The organism is Tessaracoccus coleopterorum, from assembly GCF_011174705.1.
GTDB lineage: Bacteria > Actinomycetota > Actinomycetes > Propionibacteriales > Propionibacteriaceae > Arachnia > Arachnia coleopterorum.
In genome coordinates, this window is the sequence record NZ_JAANIJ010000001.1 from 3,195,516 (window position 1) to 3,208,262 (window position 12,747).

Here is a 12,747-nt window from a genome sequence, read left to right on the forward strand (position 1 = left end):
CGCGTGCTCAGCGAGCTCGGCGCCATTCATCCCCGCAAGCGGCACGACCGGCTCCGTCTCACCCGCACCGGCAGAATGCTCGCCAGGATGCCCGTCGATCCGCGGCTGGGCAGAATGCTGATCGAGGGGCGCGGCGCGACAGCCTCGCCACCGTGCTGGTGCTGGTGGCCGGTCTCACCGTCCCCGACGTGCGCGAGCGGCCCGCCGACTTCCAGGCCCAGGCCGATGAGTCGCACCGCCGCTTCTTCTCCGGCGTCCCGGGCGACGAACCCGCGCCGACGCCGGCCACAGGCGAACCCCGACGCCACACCGTCCACACGGGCACCCGCCCGGGGAACAGCAGCACGCCCGGGCTCCCGAGGGGGGCGACTTCGAGGTGCTGCTCAACATCTGGACCCACCTGCGCACGAAGCGTCGCGAGCTCGGCAGCAGCGCCTTCCGGCGTCTCTGCCGCGCCGAGTACCTGAGCTTCGTCCGGTTCCGCGAGTGGGAGGACCTCGTCTCGCAGTTGAAGGAGGCCACCCGCGAGCTCGACCTCGACATCAGCGGGCGTGGCTCGATGCCGGAGGTCCTCACCTGTCTGCTCAGCGGCCTGCTCTCCAACGTCGGCCTCGCGGAGCAGGAACGGACCAAGCGGCAGCCGGGGAAGCGCCGCCCGCTCACCGAGTACCAGGGCGCGCGCGGCGCCCGGTTCGCGCTGCAGCCCGGGTCGTCGCTGTCGAAGTCGACCCCTCCGCTCGTGATGGCGTTCGAGCTCGTCGAGACCTCCCGACTCTGGGCCCGCACCGTGGCCGCCATCACGCCCGACATGGTCGAGGCGGTCGGCGGACACGTGCTGACCCGGACCGTCTCCGAACCGCACTGGTCCTCCCGGACCGCATCGGTCCAGGCCAACGAGAAGATCAGCCTGTTCGGCGTGCCCATCGTGGCCGGGCGCCACACCAGTTACGCGGCCGACCATCCGGTGGAGGCCCGCGAGATCTTCCTGCGCAGCGCGCTGGTCGAGGGCGACTGGGAGACGCGCGGCAAGCTCGTAACAGCCAACCGGGCGACGCTCGGCGAGGCGGAGAAGGTGACCGACCGGATGCGCCGGCCCGACCTGCTCGCCTCCGACGACGCCCTCTACGCCTGGTTCGATGCACGCGTGCCCGGCGAGGTCGTCTCGGGCGCGACGTTCGACAAGTGGCTGCGGCGCACCCCGAAGGAGGAGTGGCCGCGGCTGAGCCTCGACGACGTCGTGATCAACCCCGACCTGCTGCGCCCCTCCGATTTCCCCGACCTCTGGGAGGTCGGCGCCCACCGGCTGCCCGTCAGTTACGTCTACGACCCGGGCGCCGGTTCCGACGGCGTCACGGTCACCGTGCGGCTCGAACTGCTCAACCAACTCGATGGTGCCACGTTCAGCTGGCAGGTTCCCGGGCTGCGGCGTGAACTCGCCGTCGAGCTGCTCCGCACGCTGCCGAAGAGCCTGCGCACCAGCTTCGTGCCTGCTCCCGACCACGCCGCCCGCGCCCTCCAGTGGTTGGAGACCCATCCGGTGGAGGGGTCGTTCCCGGATGCCCTTGCGCGGGCTCTCACCGCGCTCACCGGCACGGTGGTCGCAGGCGGCGACTTCGACGGGACCAGGCTCGGCTCGCACCTGCGGCCCACGTTCGTGATCACGGACAACGGTCGCGAGGTGGCCCGGGGTTCCGACCTCGATGCCCTCTCTCAGCGGCTGTCGCCCAAGGTGGCGGAGAAGCTCACCCGTTCCGCCGGTGGGCTGGTCACCACCGGTCAGAAGGCGTGGACGTTCGGCGCCGTGCCTCGGCAGACCACCCTCGCCAAGGGGTGGTCGGGTTCCCGTCGCTGGTCGACGAGGGCGCCAGCGTCGGGTCGCGGTACAGGAGGACGAGGGCAAGGCCGGCGGGCCCACGTGCACGGCGTGCGGCGCCTGCTGACGCTGACGAACCCCGATCCCGTGAAGTGGGTGGTGGCGCACCTCGGACGGTTGGAGAAGCTGTCCCTGGCGGACTCCGCCTACCCGAGCGTCCGCGACCTGCTCGCCGACGCCTGGCTCAAGGCGGGTGAGCAGTTGGCCGCCGGGCAGGGGCCGATCGTCGAGGTGCGCGATGCCGCGGCCTACCAGCGGGTCGCCCTCGCCGTCCGTCAGGAATGCCCGGGTCGGACCCTCGAGGTCGTCAACACGGCCGCGCACGCTCTTGCGGCGGTCACCCGGGCCAGGGTGCTGGCGGGGCGACGCCCGCGGGCCGCGATGTCGCAACCCAGTTGGAGAACCTCTTCTTCAACCGGTTCATCTCCGCCACCCCCGACCCCTGGTTCGTGCACCTGCCCGCTACGCGAAGGGTGCCGTCGCCCGGCTCGAGGCGGCCGCGCTGAATCCGGCCCGTGACGCGCAACTCCAGTCGCAGGTCGATGAGATGGAGGATCTGTACGCGGCCCTGATGGCGGCGCAGCCGCCGGGCCCACTCGGCGCGAAGGTGGAGGAGATCGCGTTCCTGATCGAGGAGTTCCGCATCAGCCTCTTCGCACAGCAGTTGCGCACCTCGGTGCCGATCTCAGCCAAGCGCATCAGGCAGGCGATCCGGCAGGCCTGAGCCCCTGCGACGAGCGCCGCGGCGCCGGGCGTGGCACGATGGGCCGGTGCCTAAAGACGTGACCGAACTCCTCTCCCTTTTCGAGCTCGAGCAGACAGGGGACAACACGTTCCGGGGCCCCAGCCCACCACCAAGATGCAGCGGCTCTTCGGCGGTCAGGTGCTCGGTCAGACGTTGATCGCCGCGTCACGCACCATCGATCCCGAGCGGGTGCCGCACTCGCTCAACGCGTACTTCCTGCGCCCCGGCGCGCCCGACGTCGCCCTGGACTTCGACATCGAGGTGATGCGCGACGGCAGGACGTTCAGTAACCGCCGGGTCATCGCCAGGCAGGGGGAGCGGGTCATCTTCGAGATGACCACGTCGTTCCAGAAGCCGGAGGAGGGCCTGGACCATTCCGCGGCCGAGCCGCTGGACGTGGCGCCGCCGGAGGCGTCGCCGGAGCTGGGAGAGGTGTTCGGGCGCCGGTTCGGCAGCGGGGTCGGCTACATCATGGAGTGGGAGGCCCTCGAGGTACGGCTCGCCGGCCGGCCCGAGCCGACGCGGCAGGGTGGCAGTATGCGGGCCTGGGTGCGCACCAAGGAGGCCATGCCGGAAGACCGGCTCCTGAACTCCGCTGTGCTGGCCTACCTGAGCGACATGACGCTGCTCAGCGTCACCACCGTGCCGCACGAGGTCGAGTTCCTGTCACCCAGGCTGCAGGCGGCGTCGATCGACCACGCGATGTGGTTCCACCGGCCGGTCCGCGTGGACGACTGGCTGCTCTACGACATGGTCTCGCCGTCGGCCTCCAGTGCCCGCGGGTTCAGCATGGGCACCCTGTTCCAGGGCGGGCAGGCGGTCGCCACCTGCGCCCAGGAGGGCCTGATCAGGGTTCTCGACTGACCCGTCAGGCCGCGACGCCTTGTCGCGCGCGCATCGTGGCCAGCGCCTGCCGCTCGATCTGACGGACCCGCTCCGCGGTGATGCCCCAGTGGACGCCGATGTCGGCGAGCTTCGCCTGGCGACCGTCGAGGAGGCCGTAGCGGCGGCGCACCACATCCTGCGAGCGCTCATCCAGGTCGTCGAGCATCGCGTCAAGGCGGGCCCGCTCCTCTGCGTCGAGCACCATCTCGTCGGGCCGGGTGCCGTCTCGCGGGCGATCAGATCACCCAGAGCGGTGTCGCCGTCGGCCTCGACGGGGCATCGAGCGAGACGTGGTCGCGGGAGTACCGCAGAAGGTCGACGATCCTCGACACCGCGAGGCCCAGCTCCTCCGCGATCTCCGCCAGCTCCGGCTCACGGCCCAGCTGACGCTCAAGGTTGCGCCGCACCGCCGACACCTGGTTGACCTGCTCGGCCACGTGAACGGGAGCCTCACGATCCTGCCCTGCTGCGCGATGCCGCGGGAGATCGCCTGACGGACCCACCAGGTGGCGTAGGTCGAGAACTTGAAGCCCTTCGCGTAGTCGAACTTCTCCACCGCGCGGATCAGGCCGGTGTTGCCCTCCTGCACCAGGTCGAGCAGCGGCATCTGCGCGCGGCCGTACTTGCGGGCCACGGACACCACGAGGCGGAGGTTCGCCTGCACGAACTGCTGCATGCCGCGCTCACCCTCGGCCGCGATCTCGCGGAGTTCATCCTCGGTGGCCTTGACCGTCGAGGTAACCTCTCCATCGAGGACCTTCTGGGCGAAGAGCCCTGCCTCGATCGTGCGGGCCAGTTCCACCTCACCCACCGCGGTGAGGAGGGTGTCTTGGCAATCGCGTCGAGGTAGAGCCCACCGCGTCCTTGCCGTCAATGCCATCGGTGCTTCGCATGCGTGCTGAGGTGTTCATGGTCAGTCTGCCTTTCACCAGTCGTCACCCAGTACAACGCACAGGTGGTGCGCGAGGTTCCATGAATCTTCAAGCCGAGGGGTGAAATGGGCCCAGGGTCTGACGTCGTGGCCCTCGTGCCCCTACCAGGGTCAGGGATCCCCCGGGTCGTCACGTTTGAGTAGTGGTGGATCGCGTGCCAGAATGGACGGCGCGTAACCCTTGACTAGAACGGGGCGACGCACGCGCAAAAATCAGTCGTCTGGTTTGAGAGGACAACCGTGACCCAGAACGCTGAAGGCGCCGGCAGGACCACCCGTCGGAGCACTGCAGACGAGACACAGGCCGAGAAGAAGCCGACGCGAGCCCGGAAGCCTGCCGCCGCCAAGGCGGCGGCGGCCGACGCCCCGCGAAGACGACGCGGACCCGCAAGGCCCCGCCTCAACCACCACCAGGACCACGCGGACCCGCAAGGCCCCCGCCAAGTCGGCCGATGCCACCGTCGAGTTGGACGTGAAGGTAGAGCGGGACGGAGACGAGATCGTCCTCACCGTCGGCGGCAACAAGCGCTCCCTCGATGAGGTGGACGACTCGCAGTTCGTGGAGGCGAAGGAGGCCCCGCTCGAGAAGGAGCTGACCTCCGAGGAGGAGGGCTTCGCGCTCTCCGACTCCGACGATGCCGACGAGCCCGAGCAGCAGGTCGTCTCCGCGGGCGCGACCGCCGACCCCGTCAAGGACTACCTGAAGCAGATCGGCAAGGTCGCGCTGCTCAACGCCGTCCAGGAGGTCGAGCTCGCCAAGCGCATCGAGGCCGGCCTGTTCGCCGACGAGCAGCTCGCCTCCGACAAGGGCGTCGCCGCCGGTGACCTCGAGGACTTCGAGTGGATCGCCGAGGACGGCCACCGCGCGAAGAACCACCTGCTCGAGGCCAACCTCCGACTCGTCGTGTCGCTCGCGAAGCGCTACACCGGTCGCGGGATGCTGTTCCTCGACCTGATCCAGGAGGGCAACCTCGGCCTGATCCGTGCGGTCGAGAAGTTCGACTACACCAAGGGCTACAAGTTCTCCACGTACGCCACCTGGTGGATCAAGCAGGCGATCACCCGCGCCATGGCCGACCAGGCGCGCACCATCCGCATCCCGGTCCACATGGTCGAGGTCATCAACAAGCTCGCGCGCGTCCAGCGTCAGATGCTGCAGGACCTCGGCCGCGAACCCACCCCGGAGGAACTGGCCGTCGAGCTGGACATGACCCCCGAAAAGGTCGTCGAGGTCCAGAAGTACGGCCGCGAGCCGATCTCGCTGCACACCCCGCTGGGTGAGGACGGCGACTCCGAGTTCGGCGACCTCATCGAGGACTCCGAGGCCGTGGTGCCCGCCGACGCCGTGAACTTCACGCTCCTGCAGGAGCAGCTCAACGACGTCCTCGACACGCTCAGCGAGCGTGAGGCGGGCGTCGTCAGCATGCGGTTCGGGCTCACGGACGGGCAGCCGAAGACGCTCGACGAGATCGGGAAGGTCTACGGCGTGACGCGCGAGCGCATCCGTCAGATCGAGTCGAAGACCATGTCGAAGCTGCGGCACCCGTCGCGCTCCCAGGTGTTGCGGGACTACCTCGACTGATCCCGGTCGACAGACCAGCGACGGCCGGCCCCGATCGGGCCGGCCGTCGCCGTTCAGACGGCCCCGTCCGAACCGCGGGCCAGGCGGACGAAGTTGCCGAGGATCCGATGGACCCCCCGGTGATGGGGCGGACCGCGCCATCGCCAGCAACTCCGCGGTGTCGGCCGGATCGAAGTAGCCCTGGCGCTTGTAGATCGTGAGCCGCGACACCATGCCATCGTGGTCGAGCTCCGGGTGGAACTGCGTGGCGTAGACGCGCGTGCCGACCCGGAAGGCCTGCACGGGGCACTCGACGCCCGCGGCCAGCAGCACCGCGCTGTCGGGAAGCACCCGCGAGGCCTCCTTGTGGCCCACGAAGGCGACCAGTTCGTCGGGGAGGCCCTCGAACAGCGGATCGGCCCGCCCGGCGGGGGTGAGCGTCGCCGTCGCCGCCCCGGAGCCTCACCGTAGGTGCGGTCGACGACACCACCGAGCGTGCTGGTGAGCACCCCGACGCCGTAACAGAGCCCGAGGAACGGGAAGTCCCTTTCGATGACGTCGTCGATCACCCGCTGGATGTCGGCCTCGATCCGCTGCTGCTCAGGTGACTTCGGATGGTCGCTCGCGTTGAAGGGCCGCCGCCGAGGAATACACCGGCATAGTCGGCCAGGTCGACCACCGGCAGCGGCTCAGCCTCGACCCGGTACTGGACCACCTCGTCCTCCCGCAGCCCGCCGAAGCGGACGATGGCCTCGAACTCGCCCTGGGACGCCGCGTCCTCCGGGCGGGTGCTCAGCAGGAGGAATGGCTTCATCGGGGCTCCTTGAAGATCGGTGTGCCGGTGCGCAGTTCTTCGACGAGCCTACGGGTCGCCTCCACCGCGTCGCCGGTGCGGCGTTGACGCAGATAGCTGGGCCCGCGCAGCACCAACTGCCGCACATCCTCCAGTTCCGCGGCGCAGCCGAGCCGGTCCGCGGTGTCGCGCAGCTCCTCGACCCAGCGCAGGATGCCGTCATGCACGTGGATGAGGTACTCCTCGGGTCGGGGCGTGATCACGTCGGCCGCCAGCCCGTACCGGGCCGCCCGCCACTTGTTCTCACGCAGGAACCAGTAGGGGAGCCGGTCGATCGGTTCCCCCGTCTCGAGCGCGAGCGACATCCGCTCGACCAGGCACTGGCTGAAGGCGCTGAGCGCCCCGACCTCCATGAGGCTCGGCACCGAGTCCATGATCCGGTTCTCGACGGTGCCCCAGGTGGACGGCCGGACATCCCAGCGGATCTCGGAAGGGTTCTGGATCATCCCGACCCCCTCGAGCTGCGAGGCGAACCGCTCCAACTCCTCCCAGTCGCCCATGTGGTACGGCAGCCCGTTGGTCGGGAGCTGCTGGAACATCATGGTGCGCTGTGAGGCGAACTGGGTGTCCTCGCCCATCCAGAAGGGGAACTGGCCGACAGCGCGATGAAGTACGGCGTGAAGCGGGCCACGCCGTCGACGATGGGGAGCGCCTTGTCGCGGGAGTCGATGCCCGTGTGGATGTGCAGCCCGTTGATCGCCATCCGCTTGCCCCACCAGGCGTTTCGTTCCGCGACCCTCCGGTACTGCGGCTTGCTGCCCGGCTCCTGGGCGCGCGGGTCGCCGAAGGGATGGGCGCCCGCCCCGAGAAGCGTGAGCCCGTGGGGTTCCAGAACCGAAAGGGAGTGCTCGAGCAGCGCCCTCAGCTCGGCCACAGCCGATCCGATGCTCTGGTGGACCCCGGTCACCAGCTCGATCATCGACTGCAGGTATTCCCGGCGGATCGGCCCGTCGGAGGCGTCGTCGACCGTCCGCAGGAGCACCTCGGCTCCGGGCACCTGTTCGAGCGTCACGAGGTCGACCACCGCGAGTTCCCATTCGATGCCGATGCTCGACTGGTGCGACTCGGCGAACTTGATCCTCATGGCGCTCCGATCCGTCGGCAGAACTGTAACAAGGGTAGGAGGCACGGGGAGGCGGACGGAACCGTGGGTTTCAGGCCCACTGGAATAAGCTGGGTTGCCGAACGAGAGGAACCACCCACCATGTCGCTGTTCGACCGCGCGGAACTCGCGCCCGCAGACCCGATCCTCGGACTGACCGAGGCCTTCAACGCCGACACCCGCGCGGAGAAGGTGAACCTGGGCGTCGGGGTCTACCTCGGCGAGGACGGCAAGCTGCCGCTGATGGGGGCCGTCCGCGAGGCGGAGCTCGCGCTGGTGGGGCAGGGCAGGCCGAAGGCCTACCTCGGGATCGACGGCATGCCTGCGTTCCGTGAGACGGTGCGGGCCTTGTCTTCGGCACGGACGCCGCGGTGCTCACCGAGGGCCGTGTCGCGACCGTGCAGAGCCTCGGTGGAACCGGCGCGCTCAAGGTCGGTGCCGACCTGTTGGCCCAGCTCGATCCCGGCGCCACCGTCCTCATCTCGGATCCCAGCTGGGAGAACCACCGCGCCCTGTTCACCCGCGCCGGCTTCCCCGTCGCCACCTACCGTTACTACGACGCGGAGGCGAAGGGGATCGACTTCTCCGGGCTCCTCGAGGATCTGGGCGCCGCCGCGCCCGGCACGATCGTCGTGCTGCACGCCTGCTGCCACAACCCGACCGGCTACGACCTGACGCCCGCGCAGTGGGACGCCGTCATCGCGGTGCTCGCCGAGCGTGGACTCGTGCCGTTCCTCGACATGGCCTACCAGGGCTTCGGCTTCGGCATCGAGGAGGACGGCGCCGTCGTCGGCAAGTTCGTCGGCTCGGGCCTGAACTTCCTGCTCTCCACCTCGTACTCGAAGTCGTTCAGCCTCTACGGCGAGCGGGTCGGGTCGCTTTCGGTGGTGGTCGACTCGGCCGACGCGGCCAGGCGGGTCCTCTCCCAGCTGAAGATCACCGTGCGCACCAACTACTCCAACCCGCCCACCGCGGGCGCCGCGCTCGTGGCGACCGTGCTCGGCGACGACGCCCTCCGGGCCGACTGGGAGGCCGAACTCGGGACCATGCGCTCCAGGATCCGCGACCTCCGACGGGCCCTGGTGGACGGACTCGAGGCCCGCGGCATCACCGACATGGGTTTCATCGCGCAGCAGCTCGGCATGTTCAGCTACTCCGGCCTCACGAAGGATCAGATGGTGGCCCTGCGCACCGGGCACGGCATCTACGGCCTCGACTCTGGGCGCATGTGCGTCGCGGCGCTCAACACCGGCAACCTCGACCGGGTGGCCGACGCGATCGCGGCCGTCAGGGCCTGACCGCTCACGCGGCGCCCCGGAGGCGGCGCCGCATGAGCTCCGCCCCTGGGCCCGCCGCCTGCGCGAGCGCCAACGGCCGCCCGTCAGGATCAGGGCGATGGCCAGGGCCGGGGCGTGGGCGGCCTGCCCCTCGCCCGCGGCCCAGTCCGCGTCGGTGGCGACGAACCGGATGCCCTCGCGGGGCGACCGCGCGTAGACGCGTGCCGCCCGGCTGCCCAGCAGGTCCCACACGTTCCGCAGCACCACTGTCGCCGTTTCGGTCTCCACCACGATCCTCCTGCCGAGCGGCAGCGCGATGTCCTGGCCGTGCAGCACGATGTCCGACAGCGCCCCGACCTGCGTGATGCCGACGTTGGTGCGCCGCGACCCGACCGTGCGGCGGAGCTCGGCCACGAGACCTTCGGGAGAGGACCGGTCCGCCTTCCGGACGGCCGAGCGCTCGATCACGTGGTTCATGCCTCCGGGCGAGCGCACAGCCAGCGCGACGGCCTGCAGCAGGGTCAACTCCTGCAGCGTCAGGTGGGCCGCGACATCCCGGACCCGCCAGCCGTGGCACAGCGACTGCGCGCTCCACTCCGCCGGGGAGAGCGATGCGAGCAGATCGGCCACCCGGCCGCGTTGCCGGTCGATCGCATCCCACACGATCGCTTCGTCCATGCTCCCTCCTGGTGGGATGCTACGTCGCCGTGAGCGTGCCTCCCGTCCGCGTCACGAGGAGCGACGTGGACACGCCGTCAGGCCCGCGAGCCCGCTTGCCCGGCGGGCGGGGTGCGTACCGCCTCGGCAAGCGACTCCCAGCTGCCGTAGAGCCGCAGCCCCGCCTGGGCCCGGGTCACCGCCGTGTAGACAAGCTCGCGGGTCAGCAGCGGTGAACCGGGCGGGGGCAACACGACAGAGACCCGATCAAACTGGCTTCCCTGGCTCTTGTGGATGGTCATGGCGTGCAGGTCGGTCGCGTCGTCGAGGAGCGCCGGTGCGAGCAGCAGCGGCCCCTCGGGACGGTCGACCACGGCCACGAGGTCGTCGCCCGAGCGCACCACGACGGCGGTGTCACCGTTGGCGAACAGGTCGCTGTTGCGCTGGATCAGCAACGGCTGGCCGACGTAGCTGCGCGAATCGTAGCCGTAACTCTCGAGCTGGGTGGCGAGCCAGGCCCGGGTCGATCTGGCCCAGTGCCCCACGCCGAAGGGCCCTCGCGGTGACCGCACAGGATGCGGTGCGACCCGAGAGCGGCGTTCGCAGCGCCGCCCTCGCCCTGCAGGGCGTGACGGTGGACCTCGGCCGCGGTCGCGAGGACGTCGGAACGCAGGGTGGGAAGGGAAGCGGGGTCGACGTCACCCTCGAAGTCGATCAGCTCGATCGAGGAGGCCGACTCGACCACGGCGCGGGCGGCGTCGGCATCGCCACCGAGGATCGCGTCGGCCAGGAAGTTGATCTCGTCGTTGGACCGGTAGTTGGTCTGGAGGCGTGCCAGGATCCCTCCCGGTTCGGCGATGAGGTCGGGGGCGCTCTCGATGTCGGCCAGCACGGCGCCGGCCTCCACAGAACGCAGCTGGTGCGGGTCTCCGAGCAGGATCAGCCGTGTCATCGGGTGAGGGCCTCGAGCAGTTGGCCCATCAGTTCGAGGGAGACCATCGAGGTCTCGTCGACCACCACCACGTCGAAGGGGAGCGGGTTCTCGCGCGTGAACTCGCGGAAGCCGGAGCGCGGACGCAACCCGAGGAGCTTGTGCAGCGTTCCTCCCCAGAGTTGGCCGCCGGCGCCGCCCACCTCCTGGAGGAGCCTGGCGGCGGCCTTGCCGGTCGGCGCGCAGAGAGCCACCCTCGGGGCGCCGGGGCGAGGGCACGGAGGATGCGGGCGACGATGGTGGTCTTGCCGGTGCCGGGGCCGCCGGTGATCACCGTCGTCGTGTGCGTGAGCGCTGCAGCCACCGCCGCGCGCTGGTGGGCGTCCAGCCGCTCGTCGGCGCCGAAGGTGGTGCCGACCGGGTCGCTCGGGGTGTCGCTGCGTTCCCGGAACAGGTCGGCCACCGCCCGTTCCTGCCGCCAGTAGCGGTCGAGGTAGAGCAGCGTGCCGTCCAACCGGAAGGGGCCTCGACCAGCCCCGCGGTACCGACGGCAGGCGATGCGGCCACCCTGGCCAGCCAGCCGTCGCGTTCGGGCCACGCCAGGTCGACGGTGGCGGTGCCGGTCCCGTCGTCGAGGTCGGCCTCGGGCTGCAGCCGCGCGGAGGCGGTGGCCAGGTCGACGCACACGGATCCGAGGCGCAGCTCGCGCACGGCGAGGGCGCAGGCGAGGACCACATCCGGATCGGCCTCATCGGCCAGCTGGCCGAGCCTACGGGCGAGGTGGAAGTCGATGAGGCGCAGCATTCCCGCCTCACAGAACCGCAGGAGCGACCCGGTGGCCGCGATGGGGATCTCAGGCACGGTGGCCTCCCAGCAGGTCGGAGGCGGCCAGCACCATGGCCGGGTCGGGAACCAGCCGAACACGCCGCAGGTGACGCCGTCCACCACGGGGTGTCGGGCCCGGCCATGCCGCGCACGAAGAGGTAACCGACCCCGCCGAGGTGGATGGCCGGGTCATAGCCGGGCAGCCGGAGGCTCAGGTAGCGGTGGAGCGCCACGCAGTACAGCGTCGCCTGGAGCGGGTAGTGCGCCTGCATCATCGCCTCCGCCATCGGATGGGCCGTGTAGTGGCCGAGCGTCAGCGGGTCGGCGGGCGTGGGGCTCAACCGGTTGGTCTTGTAGTCGACCACGACGAACCTGCCGTCGGGCAGCCGCAGCACCGCGTCGATCGAGCCCGTGAGGAAGCCGTTGAGCACCGCGGGGCCGGCCTCGGACGAGCCGAGTCGCCCGGGTAGCTCGCGAGCGGATCGTCCGCGGGAGGTGGTCCGCCATCAGCGCGGCCAGCTCGGCGAGGGTGGCGGGGTGCCGCGATCGGCGAGCGGAAGGTCGAAATCGAGCTCGGGCAGCCGGGCTGAGGTGGGCAGGTCGGAGAGAGTGAGCCCGGTGAGGGGGAGCAGCGGCGTGCGGCAGAGCAGGTCCAGGGCGGAGGCCAGCGTCGCCGACTGTGCGGCGTCGAGGCCGTTCTGCGGCCCGAGCTCGGCCATCAGTTCGGCGGCGCTGGCCGCGAGGCTGACCGGCGCCCAGTCCAGTCGTTCCAGCGCCTCGTGCACCAGGGTGCCGAAGCCCGCCCCGGCGGGAAGGTCGGCCATCGGGACGGCGCGGCCAGCTCCGGCGCGGGTGCCTGGGCCGGTGGGAGGTCGAGTTCGTCGGCCTCGTCGAGCACGACGTGGACCGACGCCTCGTGCAGCCCCTGGGTGAGGCCGGAGTAGGAGGTGCGGCGCCACGTGCGGTCGAGGGGCGGTCGAGGGTGCGGAGCTCCAACGGTGCCCCGCCGCCCTCGGAGCCGGTGGGACCGGTGCAGGCGGAGCCGGGTCGAGGAGGCTATCGGACACGCCGTCGACCGTGACCGGCTCCGGCGCGACCCCCTTACGT

Annotated in this window: 12 protein-coding genes and 5 pseudogenes; 6 read left to right on the forward strand and 11 right to left on the reverse strand. The window is 70.5% G+C overall.

From position 1 onward, the window contains the following. Window positions 1-158 precede the first annotated feature (158 nt). From G7085_RS28320 to G7085_RS20475, 4 genes are all read left to right on the forward strand, one after another. On the forward strand, window positions 159-467 hold the full coding sequence (locus tag G7085_RS28320; protein ID WP_231979765.1) for a hypothetical protein: 309 nt from the start codon (window positions 159-161) through the stop codon (window positions 465-467). After that, window positions 377-2,392, forward strand: coding sequence for a DUF3418 domain-containing protein (locus G7085_RS20465; protein ID WP_197512258.1), 2,016 nt, complete (start codon window positions 377-379; stop codon window positions 2,390-2,392). The genes G7085_RS28320 and G7085_RS20465 overlap by 91 nt, the downstream gene beginning before the upstream one ends. Continuing rightward, window positions 2,376-2,597 carry a DUF3418 domain-containing protein gene (locus G7085_RS31370; RefSeq protein ID WP_269452241.1) on the forward strand — a complete coding sequence of 74 codons (222 nt, stop codon included), beginning with the start codon at window positions 2,376-2,378 and terminating at the stop codon, window positions 2,595-2,597. The genes G7085_RS20465 and G7085_RS31370 overlap by 17 nt, the downstream gene beginning before the upstream one ends. Before the next feature lie 135 nt (window positions 2,598-2,732). Continuing rightward, entirely contained in the window at window positions 2,733-3,482 is a 750-nt protein-coding gene (locus G7085_RS20475) for an acyl-CoA thioesterase (protein WP_331715852.1), read from the forward strand. A gap of 4 nt (window positions 3,483-3,486) precedes the next feature. Here G7085_RS20475 and G7085_RS20480 read toward each other — a convergent pair. After that, a pseudogene (locus G7085_RS20480) lies at window positions 3,487-4,414 on the reverse strand (sigma-70 family RNA polymerase sigma factor). A gap of 423 nt (window positions 4,415-4,837) precedes the next feature. On the opposite strand from G7085_RS20480, the pseudogene G7085_RS20485 reads away from it, so the two are divergent. Further along, a pseudogene (locus tag G7085_RS20485) lies at window positions 4,838-6,016 on the forward strand (RNA polymerase sigma factor); the annotation flags it as partial. 53 nt (window positions 6,017-6,069) lie between these two features. On the opposite strand, the gene G7085_RS20490 reads toward G7085_RS20485, so the two are convergent. From G7085_RS20490 to G7085_RS35755, 3 genes and pseudogenes are all read right to left on the reverse strand, one after another. Next, window positions 6,070-6,564: a hypothetical protein gene (locus G7085_RS20490; RefSeq protein WP_197512259.1), complete on the reverse strand. Its 495-nt coding sequence runs from the start codon at window positions 6,562-6,564 to the stop codon at window positions 6,070-6,072. Beyond that, entirely contained in the window at window positions 6,561-6,809 is a 249-nt protein-coding gene (locus tag G7085_RS20495; protein WP_197512260.1) for a type 1 glutamine amidotransferase family protein, read from the reverse strand. The genes G7085_RS20490 and G7085_RS20495 overlap by 4 nt, the downstream gene beginning before the upstream one ends. Continuing rightward, window positions 6,806-7,932: pseudogene (locus G7085_RS35755) on the reverse strand (carboxylate-amine ligase). The gene G7085_RS20495 and the pseudogene G7085_RS35755 overlap by 4 nt, the downstream one beginning before the upstream one ends. A gap of 389 nt (window positions 7,933-8,321) precedes the next feature. Between G7085_RS35755 and G7085_RS20510 the strand changes: the two are divergent. Continuing rightward, window positions 8,322-9,248 (forward strand): amino acid aminotransferase, encoded by a 927-nt coding sequence (locus tag G7085_RS20510; protein ID WP_331715853.1) that lies wholly within the window; start codon window positions 8,322-8,324, stop codon window positions 9,246-9,248. A gap of 90 nt (window positions 9,249-9,338) precedes the next feature. On the opposite strand, the pseudogene G7085_RS35760 reads toward G7085_RS20510, so the two are convergent. The 7 genes and pseudogenes from G7085_RS35760 to G7085_RS20545 form a co-directional block, all read right to left on the reverse strand. Next, window positions 9,339-9,905: pseudogene (locus tag G7085_RS35760) on the reverse strand (maleylpyruvate isomerase family mycothiol-dependent enzyme); the annotation flags it as partial. Between the two features lie 77 nt (window positions 9,906-9,982). Further along, window positions 9,983-10,339: an ATP-binding domain-containing protein gene (locus tag G7085_RS20520; RefSeq protein ID WP_197512262.1), complete on the reverse strand. Its 357-nt coding sequence runs from the start codon at window positions 10,337-10,339 to the stop codon at window positions 9,983-9,985. Further along, window positions 10,333-10,836, reverse strand: coding sequence for an AAA family ATPase (locus tag G7085_RS31375; protein WP_197512263.1), 504 nt, complete (start codon window positions 10,834-10,836; stop codon window positions 10,333-10,335). The genes G7085_RS20520 and G7085_RS31375 overlap by 7 nt, the downstream gene beginning before the upstream one ends. Continuing rightward, window positions 10,833-11,069 carry an AAA family ATPase gene (locus G7085_RS33460; protein ID WP_331715854.1) on the reverse strand — a complete coding sequence of 79 codons (237 nt, stop codon included), beginning with the start codon at window positions 11,067-11,069 and terminating at the stop codon, window positions 10,833-10,835. The genes G7085_RS31375 and G7085_RS33460 overlap by 4 nt, the downstream gene beginning before the upstream one ends. 76 nt (window positions 11,070-11,145) lie before the next feature. Further along, window positions 11,146-11,763 (reverse strand): hypothetical protein, encoded by a 618-nt coding sequence (locus tag G7085_RS33465; RefSeq protein ID WP_197512266.1) that lies wholly within the window; start codon window positions 11,761-11,763, stop codon window positions 11,146-11,148. A 38-nt stretch (window positions 11,764-11,801) separates the two neighbouring features. After that, window positions 11,802-12,071: pseudogene (locus G7085_RS35765) on the reverse strand (PD-(D/E)XK nuclease family protein); the annotation flags it as partial. A gap of 75 nt (window positions 12,072-12,146) precedes the next feature. Then, entirely contained in the window at window positions 12,147-12,464 is a 318-nt protein-coding gene (locus tag G7085_RS20545; protein WP_197512268.1) for a PDDEXK family nuclease, read from the reverse strand. Window positions 12,465-12,747 lie beyond the last annotated feature (283 nt).

Coding starts and splice junctions, on each gene's coding strand:
- G7085_RS20475 (WP_331715852.1), top strand. CDS start 2,733: ATGCAGCGGCTCTTCGGCGGTCAGGTGCTCGGTCAGACGTTGATCGCC.
- G7085_RS20495 (WP_197512260.1), bottom strand. CDS start 6,809: ATGAAGCCATTCCTCCTGCTGAGCACCCGCCCGGAGGACGCGGCGTCC.
- G7085_RS31375 (WP_197512263.1), bottom strand. CDS start 10,836: ATGACACGGCTGATCCTGCTCGGAGACCCGCACCAGCTGCGTTCTGTG.
- G7085_RS20545 (WP_197512268.1), bottom strand. CDS start 12,464: ATGGCCGACCTTCCCGCCGGGGCGGGCTTCGGCACCCTGGTGCACGAG.